The sequence below is a fragment of the Stenotrophomonas sp. A3_2 genome, assembly GCF_036624925.1.
Classification (GTDB): domain Bacteria; phylum Pseudomonadota; class Gammaproteobacteria; order Xanthomonadales; family Xanthomonadaceae; genus Stenotrophomonas; species Stenotrophomonas hibiscicola.
Map to the genome: position 1 here is coordinate 24712 of NZ_JAZKVY010000218.1, position 16378 is coordinate 41089.

General features: G+C 66.7%; 16 protein-coding genes. 9 read left to right on the forward strand and 7 right to left on the reverse strand.

The features are described from left to right. The first annotated feature begins 184 nt into the window (after positions 1–184). Together glmS and R5H29_RS07545 are read left to right on the forward strand one after the other, a co-directional pair. On the forward strand, positions 185–2023 hold the full coding sequence (gene glmS, locus R5H29_RS07540) for a glutamine--fructose-6-phosphate transaminase (isomerizing) (protein ID WP_332329004.1): 1839 nt from the start codon (positions 185–187) through the stop codon (positions 2021–2023). A gap of 446 nt (positions 2024–2469) precedes the next feature. After that, positions 2470–2901 carry a CBS domain-containing protein gene (locus R5H29_RS07545; RefSeq protein ID WP_014648481.1) on the forward strand — a complete coding sequence of 144 codons (432 nt, stop codon included), beginning with the start codon at positions 2470–2472 and terminating at the stop codon, positions 2899–2901. 67 nt (positions 2902–2968) lie between these two features. Here the strand turns inward: R5H29_RS07545 and R5H29_RS07550 are convergent, their stop codons facing one another. Next, complete coding sequence (locus R5H29_RS07550) at positions 2969–3397, reverse strand: VOC family protein (protein ID WP_019660719.1); 429 nt, start codon at positions 3395–3397, stop codon at positions 2969–2971. 124 nt (positions 3398–3521) lie between these two features. Beyond that, positions 3522–4040 (reverse strand): lactoylglutathione lyase, encoded by a 519-nt coding sequence (gloA, locus tag R5H29_RS07555; RefSeq protein ID WP_019660718.1) that lies wholly within the window; start codon positions 4038–4040, stop codon positions 3522–3524. Between the two features lie 126 nt (positions 4041–4166). Here gloA and R5H29_RS07560 point away from each other — a divergent pair, with 126 nt between their 5' ends. Next, entirely contained in the window at positions 4167–5279 is a 1113-nt protein-coding gene (locus R5H29_RS07560) for a PLP-dependent cysteine synthase family protein (RefSeq protein WP_019660717.1), read from the forward strand. 47 nt (positions 5280–5326) lie between these two features. Here R5H29_RS07560 and R5H29_RS07565 read toward each other — a convergent pair whose 3' ends face one another. Further along, complete coding sequence (locus R5H29_RS07565; RefSeq protein WP_005419475.1) at positions 5327–5731, reverse strand: hypothetical protein; 405 nt, start codon at positions 5729–5731, stop codon at positions 5327–5329. A 165-nt stretch (positions 5732–5896) separates the two neighbouring features. On the opposite strand from R5H29_RS07565, the gene R5H29_RS07570 reads away from it, so the two are divergent. Then, the gene (locus R5H29_RS07570; RefSeq protein ID WP_134735352.1) at positions 5897–7927 is read left to right on the forward strand and encodes a M3 family metallopeptidase; all 2031 of its coding nucleotides are present in this window, start codon (positions 5897–5899) and stop codon (positions 7925–7927) included. A gap of 103 nt (positions 7928–8030) precedes the next feature. Here the strand turns inward: R5H29_RS07570 and R5H29_RS07575 are convergent, their stop codons facing one another. The 3 genes from R5H29_RS07575 to R5H29_RS07585 form a co-directional block, all read right to left on the reverse strand. Next, on the reverse strand, positions 8031–8834 hold the full coding sequence (locus R5H29_RS07575) for an SDR family oxidoreductase (RefSeq protein WP_019660715.1): 804 nt from the start codon (positions 8832–8834) through the stop codon (positions 8031–8033). Further along, on the reverse strand, positions 8831–9397 hold the full coding sequence (locus tag R5H29_RS07580) for a DUF1415 domain-containing protein (RefSeq protein ID WP_026347096.1): 567 nt from the start codon (positions 9395–9397) through the stop codon (positions 8831–8833). Before R5H29_RS07580 ends, R5H29_RS07575 begins: the two co-directional genes overlap by 4 nt. 100 nt (positions 9398–9497) lie before the next feature. Further along, the gene (locus tag R5H29_RS07585) at positions 9498–9980 is read right to left on the reverse strand and encodes a YajQ family cyclic di-GMP-binding protein (RefSeq protein ID WP_049411069.1); all 483 of its coding nucleotides are present in this window, start codon (positions 9978–9980) and stop codon (positions 9498–9500) included. Positions 9981–10133: 153 nt separating this feature from the next. Between R5H29_RS07585 and R5H29_RS07590 the strand changes: the two genes are divergently transcribed. From R5H29_RS07590 to R5H29_RS07600, 3 genes are all read left to right on the forward strand, one after another. After that, complete coding sequence (locus R5H29_RS07590; RefSeq protein ID WP_019660712.1) at positions 10134–11030, forward strand: DMT family transporter; 897 nt, start codon at positions 10134–10136, stop codon at positions 11028–11030. A gap of 199 nt (positions 11031–11229) precedes the next feature. Next, a complete protein-coding gene (locus tag R5H29_RS07595; protein ID WP_021203891.1) occupies positions 11230–12237 on the forward strand; it encodes a methionine ABC transporter ATP-binding protein in 1008 nt (335 codons plus the stop codon). Continuing rightward, a complete protein-coding gene (locus tag R5H29_RS07600; protein ID WP_019660710.1) occupies positions 12234–12923 on the forward strand; it encodes a methionine ABC transporter permease in 690 nt (229 codons plus the stop codon). The genes R5H29_RS07595 and R5H29_RS07600 overlap by 4 nt, the downstream gene beginning before the upstream one ends. Before the next feature lie 104 nt (positions 12924–13027). On the opposite strand, the gene R5H29_RS07605 is transcribed toward R5H29_RS07600, so the two are convergent. Continuing rightward, a complete protein-coding gene (locus tag R5H29_RS07605) occupies positions 13028–13630 on the reverse strand; it encodes a lipocalin family protein (protein WP_019660709.1) in 603 nt (200 codons plus the stop codon). Positions 13631–13758: 128 nt separating this feature from the next. Between R5H29_RS07605 and R5H29_RS07610 the strand changes: the two genes are divergently transcribed. Then, the gene (locus tag R5H29_RS07610) at positions 13759–14085 is read left to right on the forward strand and encodes a hypothetical protein (RefSeq protein WP_021203893.1); all 327 of its coding nucleotides are present in this window, start codon (positions 13759–13761) and stop codon (positions 14083–14085) included. Positions 14086–14154: 69 nt separating this feature from the next. Further along, on the forward strand, positions 14155–16251 hold the full coding sequence (locus tag R5H29_RS07615) for a prolyl oligopeptidase family protein (protein ID WP_021203894.1): 2097 nt from the start codon (positions 14155–14157) through the stop codon (positions 16249–16251). The last annotated feature ends 127 nt before the right edge of the window (positions 16252–16378 follow it).

Below are 16378 nucleotides of genomic sequence, written 5' to 3' on the forward strand. Positions count from 1 at the left end.
GGTAACCAGTACCAAGCAGGTTGCGTGCCAACCTTATTTCCTTTTGGTTCAACAGCTTGGATGAGGAGGCGAAGTGTCCGGGTGTCCGCGGACACCTTTCCGGACACTTTCATTAAGCGGACAGGAGGGCGACGCCGGACGCGCGGGCTAGAATGCGCCGATCGTCTTCAAGGAAACGCGTGACATGTGTGGAATCGTGGGTGCGATCGCTGATCGCGACGTGGTGCCGGTACTGATCGAGGGGCTGAAGCGTCTTGAATACCGTGGTTACGATTCCTCGGGTATTGCGGTAGTCGACCAGGGTGAGCGCCGCGATGTACGCCGCGTGCGTCGTACCGGTCGTGTGTCGGAAATGGCCACCGCGGCCGAGGCAGAGGGCTTCAATGCGGTGCTGGGCATCGGCCACACCCGCTGGGCCACCCACGGTGGTGTCACCGAGGCCAACGCGCATCCGCATATCAGCCATGGCGTGGCGCTGGTGCACAACGGCATCATCGAGAACCATGAGGAGCAGCGCGAGAAGCTGCGTGCGCTGGGCTACACCTTCGAGTCGCAGACCGATACCGAAGTCATCGCCCACCTCATCCACCACCACCTGAAGGACGGCGATGACCTGCTGGTGGCGCTGCAGCACACGGTGAAAGAGCTGACCGGTGCCTATGCGCTGGCCGTGGTCAGCCGCGCCGAGCCGGAGCGCTTCGTCTGCGCGCGCATGGGCTGCCCGCTGCTGATCGGCCTGGGCGAGGGCGAGAATTTCGTCGCCTCCGACGTCTCGGCGGTGATCTCGGCCACCCGCAAGGTGATCTTCCTGGAAGAGGGCGACACCGCCGAGATCCGTCGCGATGGCGTGCGCATCTTCGACGAGCATGACCAGCCGGTCGAGCGCGACGTGCATCTGTCCGATGTGTCGCTGGCCTCGCTGGAGCTGGGTCCGTACCGCCACTTCATGCAGAAGGAAATCCACGAACAGCCGCGTGCGCTGGGCGACACCATCGAAGCGGCGATCGACGCCGGTGGCTTCCCGGCCGAGCTGTTCGGCAAGAACGCCGAGGCGGTGCTGTCGGGCATCGAAGGCGTGCAGATCATAGCCTGCGGCACCAGCTACTACGCAGGCCTGACCGCGCGCTACTGGATCGAGGCCATCGCCGGCCTGCCGTGCAGCGTGGAGATTGCCAGCGAGTACCGCTACCGCGCCGCTTACGCGAACCCGAAGCATCTGATCGTGACCATCTCGCAGTCCGGCGAAACGCTGGATACGATGGAGGCACTGAAGTACGCCAAGGCGCTTGGCCACAAGCACACGCTGTCGATCTGCAACGTGCCGGAAAGCGCGATTCCGCGCGCCAGCGAGCTGGTCTGCTACACCCGTGCCGGCGCAGAGATCGGCGTGGCTTCGACCAAGGCCTTCACCACCCAGCTGGCCGCGCTGTTCCAGTTGACCGTGGTGCTGGGCAAGCTGCATGGCCGCATCGACGCGGCGCAGGAAGCGGATTACCTGGAGCAGCTGCGCTTCCTGCCGGGCAGCGTGCAGCACGCGCTGAACCTGGAACCGCAGATCGCGGCGTGGGCCGAACGCTTTGCGCGCAAGTCCAATGCGCTGTTCCTGGGCCGTGGCCTGCATTACCCGATCGCGCTGGAGGGCGCGCTCAAGCTCAAGGAGATTTCCTACATCCACGCCGAGGCCTACCCGGCAGGTGAGCTGAAGCATGGTCCGCTGGCGCTGGTGGACGAGGACATGCCGGTGGTGGTGATCGCCCCCAACGACAGCCTGCTGGAAAAGGTGAAGTCGAACATGCAGGAAGTGCGCGCGCGTGGCGGCGAGCTGTTCGTGTTCGCCGACCAGGACAGCAACTTCAACGCGTCCGAAGGCGTGCACGTGATTCGCACCCCGCGCCACGCCGGCGTGCTCAGCCCGATCGTGCACACCATCCCGGTGCAGCTGCTGGCCTACCATACTGCGCTGGCACGCGGCACCGACGTGGACAAGCCGCGCAACCTGGCCAAGAGCGTGACGGTGGAGTAATACCCATCGCTCCGGTTGGATGCTGTAAGTGAAGGGGCCCCGCGTGGGCCCTTTCGTTTGGCCGGACAGTGCGAAGTGGGATTGCCGCCGGGTGTTCTGTCCGCTGTCGGCAGCGGGCAATCAATCTTTAATGCGCAACTGCGCTTGTATTCAGCGACGGTTTCAGCCGCGGTGCCATTCTCTGGATCGTCAGCTGGTTCCCACGACGAACTGTCCTAATCGATGCCGGTAGTGACCGATGGTCGCAGTCGTAGAATCGATTTGACCGAGGTCCGGGTTGAGCGGTTGAACCCCCACCTCGTTCGCGTTGCAGCACGTCGTCTGCCGATGCCTCCCATGCGGCAGACGGGTGCGCCAGACGTGCGCTGAAAGGTCTGTTCCCGGGGAGGGGGCGTATCGGAAGAGCACACTTTTTTGACTTCAGTGACCTGCACCAGGAAACAAGAATGAACGTCCGCGAACTCCTGCAATCCAAGAAAGAAGCTGTCATCACCATCGATGCCGAAGACACCATCGGTGCCGCCGCCCACAAGATGAGCGCGAACAGGATCGCTGCGCTGGTGGTGATGAAGGACGATGCCCCGGTCGGCATCATCTCCGAGAAGGACATCGTGCGCACCCTGGCCGACGATGGCCCGCAGGCCGGCCGCCGGGTGATTTCCAGCCTGCCGTCCACGGGCCTGGAGGGCATTGCGCCGGACGCCACGCTGAAGCAGGCCATGTCGCTGATGACATACTCGCGTCGCCGTCACCTGATGGTGACCGACGGCAACCAGCTGGTCGGCATCCTCAGCCTGGGCGATATCGTGAAGAACCTGCTGGGCGAGCTGGAACTGGAAAAGGCCGTGCTGCAGGACATCTACATGGCCGCCCACTGAGGGCTGCAGCGCTGGAAATAGAGAAGCCGGGCATTGCCCGGCTTCTTCGTTCACGGCGTCGGTGAAGTCAGAACGTCACCTTCACCGAGTCGGCACTGTAGTTCGCCGGGCCGTGGTAGACCACTTCGATGTTGTTGCCATCGGGGTCGAGCACGAAGGCGCCGTAGTAGCCCGGGTGGTAGGGGCGCTCGCCCGGTGCGCCGTTGTCTGTGCCACCGGCGGCGATGGCAGCGGTGTGGAAGGCATCGACCGTGGCGCTGTCGCGGGCCTGGAAGGCGAGATGATGGCGGCCGGTCAGCTGGCCGGCGGCGGCACGGCTGCTGGCGCTGGAAATGAACAGCTCGTCGGCCCAGAAGAAGTCCGGCCCTTCGCCGCCGAGTGGGATGCCGATCGTATCGAACACTGCCTGGTAGAAGCGGCGGCTGGCGGCCAGGTCGCGCACCACCAGCTGGATGTGGTCGATCAGGCGGCCACGGTGCAGTTCCATCGTTTCCATACGAACCTCTTCAAAAAGGGGACGGAGTCGGTAGCGCCGGGGCGTGCCCGGCGCGCGCGCAGCGCGGCCTGCTCAAGGCCGCCGGGCATGGCCCGGCGCTACCGGAATTGTGCCCCTTTCCGGGTCAGACGTTGGCGATGATCTCGACCCAGTAGCCGTCCGGGTCCTTGATGAAGGCCAGGTTCTTCATGCGGCCGTCGGTCAGCCGCTTCTGGAAGGTTACCCCGAGGTCCTCGAAGCGCTGGCAGGCCGCCTCGATGTCCGGCACCGACACGCAGATGTGGCCGAAGCCGCGCGGGTCGCTGTTGCCGTCGTGGTAGACCGCGCCGTCCTGGGTTTCGGTGCCGTGGTTGTGGGTCAGTTCCAGCACGCCCGGCAGGCCGGCCATCCACAGGCGGCGCTGGCTGTCGTCTTCCGGTACCACCACGCCGGCCGGGAGGTAGGCCAGGAAGTACAGGCTGAACTGGGCCTCGGGGAAGTCGCGCTTGTCGATCAGCTGGTAGCCGAGCACGCGGGTGTAGAAGTCCAGCGAGGCGGTGATGTCCTTCACCCGCAGCATGGTGTGGTTGAACACGAAGCCGGTGGTTTCGGCCGGGGCCTGGGCGGCGACGCCGGGGACATCGCGCAGGGCGGGAATGGTCATGGGGGGAGGTCCTTCAGACAGGGCCGTTGCCGGCCGGATGGGGGCATTCTACCGGCCAGCACCTGACGGTACCGCGACGTACAATGGCCGGATCGCACCGTTCCGTCCTGACAACGATTGCCCGCCATGTCGCAGCGTGAATGGGTGGCCGCCGCCATCCGCAAGATTGAAGCCGATTTCAACCGCTCCGCCGATACCCACCTGATCCCGCTGGCGCTGCCCGGGTTCGAGGGCATCGATGTGTACCTGAAGGATGAGTCGAGCCATCCCACCGGCAGCCTCAAGCACCGGCTGGCGCGCTCGCTGTTCCTGTATGCGCTGGCCAATGGCTGGCTGCGCGAAGGGCGACCGGTGATCGAAGCGTCCAGCGGCTCGACGGCGGTGTCCGAAGCCTATTTCGCGCGCCTGCTCGGCCTGCCGTTCATTGCGGTGATCCCGGCCACCACCTCGCCTGAAAAGATCGCCGCGATCGAGTTCCAAGGCGGCCGCTGCCACCTGGTCGAACGCGCCTGCGACCTCAACTGTGATTCGGAAAAGCTGGCCCGTGAAACCGGTGGCCACTTCATGGACCAGTTCACCTACGCTGAGCGCGCGACCGACTGGCGTGCCAACAACAACATCGCCGAGTCCATCTTCAAGCAGATGGCCGAAGAGCCCAGCCCGGTTCCGGAATGGATCGTGTGCAGCCCCGGCACCGGCGGCACCGCCGCCACCCTGGGCCGCTATGTCAGCTACCGCCGCCACGACACCCGCATCCTGTGTGCGGACCCGGAAGTGTCGGTGTTCTTCGACGGCTACCGGGCCGCCGTGGCCGGTGAACAGGACTGGCGCGACCTGACCTGCAGTGGTGGTTCGCGCGTGGAAGGCATCGGCCGGCCACGGGTGGAGCCGAGCTTCATCCCGACCAGCGTCGATGCGATGGTCAAGGTACCCGACGCGCTGAGCCTGGCTGCGATGCGCCATGTCAGCCGCCAGCTCGGCCGACGCGTCGGTGGCTCCACCGGCACCAACTTCATCGGCGTGCTGCAGGCGGCGCAGTGGATGCGCGAGGCGGGCCACCAGGGCAGCATCGTCAGCATCCTGTGCGACAGCGGCGAGCGCTATGCGCAGAGCTACTACGATCCGGCGTGGTACGCGCGCCAGGGCATTGATGTCGACGGCGCCGACGCACAGCTGGCCGCTGCGGTGGCCGGGCAGGGACTGCCCGAATTGCCGTGGTGCAGCCTGGAAGCGTTGTAGGACGGCCGACGTTGTCGCCGGGCCATGTCGGCGTCCGCGACGGTGTCTCAGTAACCCGCTGCGGTGAAGGCGTCGAGCACCGCGTCGCGCAGTGCATCGGGCAAGGCCTCGATGTCCATCGCGCGGTCATCCAGGTGCAGGGTGGGATCCAGGATGCTGGCGCGGCCCTGGGCCAATGCCTGCAACCACAGCAGCACGCAGATCACGAACTCGCGCTCATGGCCCAGCTGCAGCTGGCTGGCGCCGCGCTCGACCACTTCGAACGGGTACCACTCCTGGCTTTCATTGAACGTGCCGCCCTGCTGCAGCACCGCCTGCAACTGCTGCAGGTGGCGCGGGGCGTCGTCGCCGGCATCGCACAGCGCGGCGATCCAGGCCAGTTCGGCCGCGCTGGCAGACAGTGCCAGCGACCGCGCCGGTGAGGCGGATGCAACTGCAGCCAGACCTTCCATGTGGGGCCTCGTTCGGTACGTGCCGCTGCGGACTCCCCCGCATCCAGAGCTTCGGGGGGCGCGCGTAAGGCCGATGTGAATGCCGTGCCCCCTTGTCAGCCGCGCCCGGCAGCGCCATATCTGGAGGGCTGCCCGGGTGCCGGGCCCGTATCCTGGAGATCTGCCGTGACCGTTGCCAACCCCCTGCTCGATTTTTCCGGCCTGCCGCGCTTCGAGGCGATCCGCCCCGAGCACGTCGCGCCGGCGCTGGATGTGCTGCTGGCCGAGGCCGAAGCCGCCGTCAGCGCGGCCGAGCAGGTGCAGCCGGTGCGTTGGGAGACCTTCGTCACCCCGTTGGACGACGCGACCGAGCGACTGTGGCGCGCCTGGGGCCTGGTCGGCCACCTGCAGGGCGTGGTCAACACCCCGGAACTGCGCGAGGCCTACAACAGCAACCTGCCGCGGGTGACCCGCTTCGCCAGTGCGCTGGGGCAGAACCTGGCGCTGTATCGGCAGTACCAGGCGCTGGCCGCCAGCCCGGAGGCGGCGCATTTCGATGAAGCCCAGCGCAAGGTGCTGGACAACACCCTGCGCGACTTCCGCCTGGGCGGCGCCGAGCTGGCGCCCGAGGCCCAGCAGCGTTTTGCTGCGATCAAGGAAGAACTGTCGGCGCTGTCGGCGAAGTTCTCGCAGAACGTGCTCGACGCTACCGATGCCTGGTCGCTGATCATCGAAGACGAAGCGCGGCTGAAGGGCCTGCCGGAAGACGTGAAGGCCACCGCGCATGCCGCAGCCCGAAAGGACGGCAAGGCCGGCTGGAAACTGACCCTGCAGATGCCGTGCTACTTGCCAGTGCAGACCTGGGGCGAGGACCGCGACCTGCGCGAGATCCTGTACCGCGCCAGCGCCCAGCGTGCGTCCGAATTCGGCGATGACGCACTGGACAACAGCGGCAACATCGACCGCATCCTGGCCCTGCGCGCCGAACTGGCTGCGTTGCTCGGCTTCGATTCGTACGGCCATTACTCGGTGGCGACCAAGATGGCGCAGGACCCGGCCGAAGTGCTCGGTTTCCTGCGTGACCTGGCCTCGCGCGCCAAACCGTTCGCGGCCAAGGACCGTGCCGAGCTGGAGCAGTTCGCGCGCGAGCAACTGGGTATCGAGCAGCTGCAGGCCTGGGACCTGGCGTTCGCCGCCGATCGCCTGAAGCAGGCGCGTTACAGCTATTCCGAGCAGGAGGTGAAGCAGTATTTCACCGAGCCGAAGGTGCTGGGCGGCCTGTTCTCGGTGATCGAGCAGCTGTATGGCCTGCATGTGCAGGAGGACAGCGCGCCGGTCTGGCACGAAGACGTGCGCTTCTTCCGCCTGGTCGATGCGCAGGGCGCGCTGGTCGGCCAGTTCTACCTGGACCTGTACGCACGCGAGGGCAAGCGCGGCGGGGCGTGGATGGATGATTGCCGCAACCGTCGCGTGCGCGCCGACGGCAGCGTGCAGACGCCGCTGGTCTACCTGGTGTGCAACTTCGGCCGGGGTGCCAACGGCAAACCGGCCACCTTCAGCCACAACGAAGTGACCACGCTGTTCCATGAGATGGGCCACGGACTGCACCAGCTGCTGACCCGCATCGGCGAACTGGGCGTGGCCGGCATCAACGGCGTGGAATGGGATGCGGTTGAGCTGCCCAGCCAGTTCATGGAGAACTTCTGCTGGGAATGGGACCACCTGCAGGCGATGACCGCGCACGTGGACAGCGGCGAGCCGCTGCCGCGCGCGCTGTACGAGCGCATGCTGGCCGCGCGCAACTTCCACAGCGGCATGGCCACCGTCCGCCAGCTGGAGTTCGGCCTGTTCGACATGCTGCTGCACAGCCAGTTCGAACCAGCGCAGGACAGCGTGCTGGCACTGTTGGACCGCGTGCGCGCGGAAGTGGCGGTGAACCACCCGCCGGCCTGGAACCGCTTCCCGCACCAGTTCAGCCACATCTTTGCGGGCGGTTACGCCGCGGGTTACTACAGCTACAAGTGGGCCGAGGTGCTCAGCGCCGACGCCTATGCCGCTTTCGAGGAAGCGCCGCAGGCACTGGCTGAAACCGGTGCACGCTTCCGTGATGAGATCCTGTCGCGCGGTGGCAGCCGCCCGGCGGCGGACAACTTCAAGGCCTTCCGCGGCCGTGCTCCGCAGATCGATGCGCTGCTTCGCCACTCGGGCATGGCGTAATCCATGGCGGTGGGTGCCAACCTTGGTTGGCACTTCACCGCCATCCACGCATGGCGTGGATCTACCGGAATGCCGGCCAGCGGCCGGCACTACCGGTGGCGGGTCATTCGGCGTAGATCATCTTCCGGGTCATGCCGCCGTCGACGATGAAATCCTGGCCGGTGCTGAAGCCGGACAGCGACGACAGCAGGTATACCGCGAGCGCGCCGATGTCCTCGGGGTGGCCGACCCGGCCGACCGGATGCTGTGCGTGGTCGATGGCCGAGTACTCCGGCTCGTGTCGCCGTGAGGGTGCCTGCCACTCGCTGGTGCCGATCCAGCCCGGGCTGATGCTGTTCACCCGCACCGCCGGGCCGGCGCTGATCGCCAGCGCATGGGTGAAGGCCACCAGGCCACCCTTGGCCGCCGCATAGGCCTCGCTGTGCGCTTCGGATTGCCAGGCGCGGGTCGAGGCGATGTTGATGATGGCGCCGGCGGCGCTGGCTGTCAGCGCCGGCAACGCGTGCTTGCTGCACAGGAAAGCGCCGTGCAGCGACGACAGGCGGCGCTGCCATTCATCCCAGTCCATGTCCTGCAGCCGCGAGCCGTGCGCACCGGCGATGCCCGCGTTGTTGACCAGCCCGTCGATGCGACCAAAACGCTGCAGGGCCGTGGCAATGAAGTCGCGCACACTGGCTTCGTCGGTAATGTCCAGGTGCTGGAATGCGGCGTCCTCACCGCGTTGCCACTCGCGCAGGCAGGCCTGGCCGGCTTCCACGTCCAGGTCGCCGATCAACACGCGGCCACCTGCACCGAGCACGCACTGGGCGATGCCACGGCCGATGCCGTTGGCGCCGCCGGTGACCAGCACCACCTTGCCCGACAGCGGCGCGGCCGGCCAAGCGGCAATCGGCGGCACCGTGCTCACGACAGGTCTTCGCCACGCAGGCGGCGATGCCAGCCGTCCACGCCGATACGGTCCAAGGTCTGGATGTTGCGCTCGACGATCACGTCCGGATCAGGGAACGCGTCCACCGCGCGCGCCACGCTGTCTTCGCGCAGCAGGTGCAGGGTGGGGAAGGGCGCACGGTTGGTATAGTTGCTGGCATCGCCCGGCGCCACGCCTTCGAACTGGTAGTCCGGATGGAAGCTGGCCACCTGCAGGATGCCCTGCAGGTCCAGCGCTTCGATCGCCGCATCGGCGTTGTCGAGGAAGTCGTTGTAGTCGAGGAAATCGGTCAGCACCTGCGGATGCACGATCAGCGTGGTATCGATCTGCTCGGCCGGCGTATCGCGCAGCAGGACCAGTTCCTCGGCCAGCTGCTCAACCAGGGCTTCCGTGGTGGTCGCATCGCTGAGCACGATGCGGACCTGGTCCTTCACATACACCGCCTTGGCGAACGGGCACAGGTTCAGGCCGATGACGATGCGTTCCAGCCACAGGCGGGTGGCGGCGATCGGGTCCTCGGTGGGCAGTTGGGCGTCGGTCATGGCGGGCACGTCGGCTGGCGGGGCGGACATTGTAGGCGCGTCGCTTGCAACGCGCCGTCGTACCGCAGGTGCCGGCGGCGGGCCATGCCCGGCGGCCAGATCAATCGCGGAAATTGTTGAACTGCAGCGGCAGCTCGAACTTGCCGGCCTTGAGCACGGCGATGGCGTCCTGCAGGTCATCGCGCTTCTTGCCCTGCACGCGCAGCTTGTCGCCATTGATCTGGCTTTCAACCTTCAGCTTGGCCTCCTTCAGCGCAGCGGCGATCTTCTTGGCGACCTTCTGCTCGATGCCCTGCTTGACGGTGATCTTCTGCCGGGCCTGGGCCAGGTTGGTCTCGATGTCGCCGAATTCGAGGCTGAGCACATCGATGCCGCGCGCGGCCAGGCGTGCACGCAGGATGTCGTTCATCTGCTTGAGCTGGAACTCGGTCGGCGCGAACTGGTTGATCACATCGCCATCGCGCTCGAACTTGGCATCCACGCCCTTGAAATCGAAGCGGGTGGCCAGTTCGCGGTTGGCCTGGTCGATGGCGTTGGTCAGTTCGTGGGTGTCGACTTCGGACACGACGTCGAAGGAAGGCATGGCGATGCTCCGCAGGATTCAGTGGCAGCCATTCTATCGCGAGGGCCCTATGCCCGCCCTTTGTAGCGCCGAGCCCACGTTCGGCTGCTTTGTGAAGAGCAGCCGAGCGTGGGCTCGGCTCTACAGAAAGCGACGACCGGGCGATAATGGGCCATGAACGTGCAACGCTCCCCTTCGCGCGCAGTGGCCTGGATGGTCGCTGCGGTCGCCTGCTTCTCGCTGATGGACGCCGGCATGAAGCAGCTGTCGGCCAGCTACCCCACCCTGGAAGTGACCTTCCTGCGCGGCGCGGCCTCGTTGCCGTTCGTGCTGGTCTGGGTGCTGGCCAGCGCCGGGCCGCGTTCACTGGTGCCGCGCCGCTGGGGGCTGCACCTGCTGCGTGGTGCGCTGGGCATGGCGATGATCGGCTGCTTCGTGTTCGCCCTGCGCGACCTGCCGCTGTCCACTGCCTACACCATCTATTTCGTCGCCCCGCTGCTGATCGCTGCGCTGTCGGTGCCGCTGCTGGGCGAACGGGTCGGGCCGCGGCGCTGGGTAGCCATCGGCATCGGCCTGGTCGGCGTGCTGGTCGTGCTGCGGCCGGGCGTGGACGGCTTCATTTCGGTGCCTGGGCTGATGGTGCTGGCCGCGGCCACCGCCTATGCCGTAGCCGCGATCACGGTCAGCCTGCTGACCCGCACCGATACCTCGCAGTCGATGGTGGTCTGGTTCCTGGTGATCATGGCCATCGGTGCCGGCCTGCTGGCCCTACCCGGCTGGGTGCCACTGCAACTGGCACATGCGCCGCTGATCGGCGGCATGGGCCTGGCCGGAGCGCTGGGCCAGATCGCCCTGACCAGGGCCTTCCAGCTGGGCGAGGCCTCGATGATCGCGCCGCTGGAGTACAGCGGGCTGGTCTGGGTGATCGGCTGGGACCTGGCGTTCTGGGGCCAGCTGCCCGATGGCTATACCTGGGTGGGGGCGGCGATCATCGTTGCGTCCGGCCTGTACCTGCTGCATCGCGAGCGGGTGAACCGGCAGGAGCCGCCGAAGCCGTTGGACCACCCCTGAGCCGGGGTAGGGCCGGCCGGCGGCCGGCAACCCCTCGCGCCGGAGGGACCGCTGCAGGTGCCGGCCAGCGGCCGGCGCTACCGTGGGCAGCGGCTTAGAACCAAAAGGAATAACATTCTGGCCCATGGCGCGGGCGCGCGACCGCCTGCGCTGGTAGGCTGCACGCCCCCTTCCGTCACCCAGCCGGTGAGCCACGCCCGTGATCGAGTTCCAGCGCCTGCACAAATCCTATGCCGTTGCCGGCCGCGCAGTGAGCGCGCTGCAGCCGCTGGACCTGACCATCGAGGCCGGTGAGGTATTCGGCATCATCGGCCATTCCGGCGCCGGCAAGTCGACGCTGATCCGCATGATCAACCGCCTGGAAGAACCCAGTGGTGGGCGTCTGCTGATCGGTGGCGAGGATGTCACCGCACTGGACGCGGACGGCCTGCGCGCGCTGCGCCGGCGCATCGGCATGATCTTCCAGCACTTCAACCTGCTGTCTTCGCGCACGGTGGCCGGCAACGTCGCCTTCCCGCTGGAGCTGGCCGGCACGCCGAAGGCGGAGATCGACGCACGCGTGGTCGAGCTGCTGCAGACCGTTGGCCTGGAAGCGCATGCGCAGAAGTATCCGGCGCAGCTGTCCGGTGGCCAGAAGCAGCGCGTCGGCATTGCCCGCGCACTTGCAACGCGTCCGCAGATCCTGTTGTGCGACGAGGCCACCAGTGCGCTCGATCCGCAGACCACGGCATCGGTGCTGTCGCTGCTGTCGAAGATCAATCGCGAGCTGGGCCTGACCATCGTACTGATCACCCACGAGATGGACGTGATCCGCCGCGTCTGCGACCGCGTCGCCGTGCTCGACGCCGGCCAGATGGTCGAGACCGGGCCGGTCACCCGGGTGTTCCTGCATCCACAGCATCCGACCACGCGCCGTTTCGTCAGCGAATCGGAGCACATGGACGAAGGTGCGCTGCATCGCGATTTCGATGCCGTCGGTGGCCGCATCGTGCGGCTGACGTTCCTCGGTGGCGACACCTACGAACCCCTGCTCGGCAGCGTCGCGCGGCAGACCGGGGTCGACTACAACATCCTGTCCGGCCGTATCGACCGGATCAAGGACACCCCGTATGGCCAGCTGGTCGTCGCCCTGGTGGGCGGTGACCAGTCCGCCGCGCAGGCCGCGTTCGTGGCCGCCGGCGTGCACGTTGAGGAACTGCGTCGATGATCATCGCTACTGCCGGCGGCTTCTTCCGCCACCTGGATGCGGACAAGTGGGTGGATATCGGCAAGGCCACCCTCGAGACGCTGCTGATGATGGCCGGCTCGCTGCCGCTTACCCTGGCCATCGGCCTGCCGATGGGCGTGCTGCTGTACGTGTTCGGCGCGCCGCAGATGAAACGCCGGCCACTGGTCTATGGCGCGCTGGCGATCGTGGTGAACCTGCTGCGTTCGGTACCCTTCATCATCCTGATGGTGGTGTTGATCCCGGTGTCGCTGTGGTTGATGGGCCAGTCGATCGGCGTGCTCGGCACGTTGCCGGCGCTGGTCATCGGTGCGGCGCCGTTCTACGCGCGCCTGGTGGAAACCGCGCTGCGCGAAGTGGACCGCGGCGTGGTCGAGGCCGCGCAGTCGATGGGTGCCACCACCTGGCAACTGGTCACCCGGGTGCTGCTTCCCGAGGCGCGGCCGGGCCTGATTGCCGCCGCCACGGTCACTACCGTTGCTCTGGTTGGCTTCACTGCCATGGGCGGCGCGATCGGTTCCGGCGGCCTGGGCGACCTGGCGCTGCGCGAAGGCTACCAGCGCAACCGCACCGACGTGGCCCTGGTTACCGTGGTGGTGCTGCTGATCCTGGTGCAGCTGCTGCAGATGCTCGGCGACCGCCTGGTCGCGCACTACACCCGCAAGTAGCCCGCCTCAGATAGTGCCGGCCGCTGGCCGGCAACGATGCGCTGCTCCAGGTGTGCCGGAGCTGCCGGCCAGCGGCCGGCACTACATCTGCGCCCGGCGCTCTCTCAACGCACGTTGGGTACTTCGTAACCCAGCTTGCCGACCTGCTCCGGGCGCTGTGGCACACGCTTGAGCTTGTCGGTGTTCACCCCGTATTCGTCACGCAGGCGCTCGGCCAGTTCCTTGTAGAGGCCCTTGTCCATGTCCGGTGTGCGCGAGAAGATCCAGGCCATCTCGCGGCCCGGGTAGCCGATCAGTGCCCAGGAATAATCCGGTGCTACTTCCAGCACCCGTGAATGGGTGGGCACCACGCGATAGAACCAGGTGCGCCAGCCGTGATTGCCGCTGTCCGGGTCGACACTGGCGCGTGCGCGGATCTCCTGCAGGGGTTCGCCGAAGCCATCACGATAGCGGTAGGTGATGCCGACCTTGTGCGCGTCGCGCAGTTCGTACTCGTTGACGCTGGCCACATGGCCGCGCTCGACGAAGTTCGGCACGCGGCCAATCACGTACCAGGTACCCATGAAGCGCTTCAGGTCGATCGGCGCATCCGGGTCGGCGACGCGTGGGGCGCTGGCACGGGGCGATGGCGGCTCGCTGGCGGCCACGGCGGGGCCCGCCAGGGACAGGGCCAAGAGCATGGCGCAGAGCGGGCGGATCGAAGTCATGCGGGAGCGGGCTCAGGAGGGCTTTGCGTGAGCATGGTCGACTGAGCGTGCGCGATCCGTCAATGGTGTCGCAGCCTTTGAGAAGGGCATTGACCAAGCTGTGTTGCACTGTCTACCGGAGAAGCCCCATGAACGCACGTTCCGTCCGTCGCCCTGCAGCTGAACGCGTCAGCCTTGAACGTGCCGACCCGCGCCTGCTGCGCAGCGTGCGGCAGTTGGCCCTGGCCGGTGTGGCACTGGTCCTGGTCTGGCCGGCCGCGCGTGGTAGCAGCGCGTGGCTGGGCTGGTTGCCGATGTGGCTGGTGGGCATGCCGCTGGTGGCCTGGTGGGCGCTGCTGCGCTTCCCGTTGCCTCGCCTGTCGTGGCTGCGGCGGGCGCGTCACACCGGTGGACAGGCGGACCGACGCGGTGGCGGTGCGGCCCGCCGCCGTCGCGGCGCCACCGCCGCGGCCTGACCTTCGACACGGGGGCGACAGCGGTGATCCATGCTAGCGTTCCAAGGCTTATGACTGCCTGGAGCTGCAATGTCACGATTCGCTTCCGCCTGCCTGTTGGCTGGCATGATGACCGCTGCCTCGGTGGGGACCGCCGTGGCCGCTGAAGACACCGACCGTTACGCCTGGCTCGAAGACGTAACCGGCGACAAGCCGCTGGCCTGGGTCAAGGAACAGAACGCCAAGTCCGAGGCGCGCCTTGCGCAGACCCCGGCATTCAAGCAGATGGAAGCCAGCATCCGCGAGGTGCTCGACTCCGATGCCAAGATTCCCGCCGTGCAGAAGATCGGCGACTACTACTACAACTTCTGGAAGGACCAGCAGCACGAGCGTGGCCTGTGGCGACGCACCACCCTGGCCGAATACCGCAAGGCCTCGCCGCAGTGGGAAACCGTGCTCGACCTGGATGCACTGAACAAGGCCGAGGGTGAGAACTGGGTCTGGCACGGCGCCGATTGCCTGCGCCCGGACTACAGCCGTTGCCTGATCGCGTTGTCGCGCGGCGGCGCCGATGCCGACGTCACCCGCGAATTCGACCTGGCCAACAAGACCTGGATCAAGGATGGCTTCTTCCGTCCGGAGTCGAAGGGCGGCCTCAACTGGATCGACCGCGATACCGTGTTCGTCTACACCGACTTCGGTGCCGGCTCGATGACCACCTCCGGCTACCCGCGCGTGGCCAAGCTGTGGAAGCGTGGCACTCCGATGGCCTCGGCCACGACGGTGTACGAAGGCAAGCCGGAAGACATGTACATCGCGGCGACGCACGATGACACTCCGGGCTTCGAACGCAACCTGGTCAGCCGCACGCTCGCCTTCTACAACAACGAGATCTACCTGCGCGGTGACGATGGCACGCTGACCAAGATCGACGCGCCGAATTCGGCCGAGAAGGGCCTGCACAAGCAATGGCTGACCCTGGAGCTGCGTGATCCGTGGACTGTCGGGGGCAAGACCTATGCGTCCGGTTCGTTGCTGGCCACCAAGCTGGATGACTTCCTGGCCGGCAAGCGCGAGTTCGACGTGCTGTTCACCCCGACCGCGACCACCTCGCTGGCCAGCGCCACCTGGACCAGGAACCATCTGGTGCTGAACGTGCTGGACGACGTCAAGAACCGCCTGTCGGTGCTGACGCCGGGCGCCAATGGCTGGCAGACCAGCCGCTTCGTTGGTGCACCGGCTTTCGGCACGCTGGGCGTGGCTGCGGTCGACAGCAATGACAGCGACGCGGTGTGGCTGACGGCCACCGACTATCTGACCCCGACCACGCTGGCGCTGGCCGAGATCGGCCAGGCCCCGGAAACGCTGAAGACCATGCCGGCCTTCTTCGATGCCAAGGGCAAGGTGATCGAGCAGCACTTCGCCACCAGCAAGGATGGCACCCGCGTGCCGTACTTCGTTGTGCACGATCGGGCGATGAAGCTGGACGGTTCCAATCCGACCCTGCTGTACGGCTACGGTGGCTTCGAGATCTCGCTGACCCCGAGCTATTCCGGTGGCATGGGCCGCGCCTGGCTGGAAAAGGGCGGCGTGTACGTGGTCGCCAACATCCGTGGCGGTGGCGAGTATGGGCCGCGCTGGCACCAGGCGGCACTGAAGCAGAACCGCCACAAGGCCTATGAAGACATGGCCGCGGTGGCGCGCGATCTGGTCAAGCGCAAGATCACCAGCGCCAGGCACCTGGGCGTGCAGGGCGGCAGCAATGGTGGCCTGCTGACCGGCAACATGCTGACCCAGTACCCGGAGCTGTTCGGTGCGGTGGTGGTGCAGGTGCCGCTGCTGGACATGAAGCGCTACAACCACCTGCTGGCAGGCGCATCGTGGATGGCCGAGTACGGCAACCCGGATACCAGCGACTGGGAGTTCATCAAGACCTTCTCGCCGTACCACCTGTTCGATGCGAAGAAGAAGTACCCGCCGGTGCTGTTCACCACCTCCACCCGCGATGACCGCGTGCATCCGGGCCATGCCCGCAAGATGGCGGCGAAGATGATCGACGCCGGCAAGGACGTGACCTACTACGAGAACATCGAAGGTGGCCACGGCGGCGCCGCCAACAACGCGCAGGCCGCACACATGTCGGCGCTGGCCTACAGCTTCCTGTGGGAGCGGTTGGGCGGCAAGTAAGCAGAACGGAAAACGCCGCCCCAGGGCGGCGTTTTCAGTTATCGGGTAGCGGCGGGGCCCCCCCCCCCCGCCCGGCGCGGGGCCCGCGGGCGGCGGGCGGCGGCCCCCGCGGCCCCACCATCCAGCA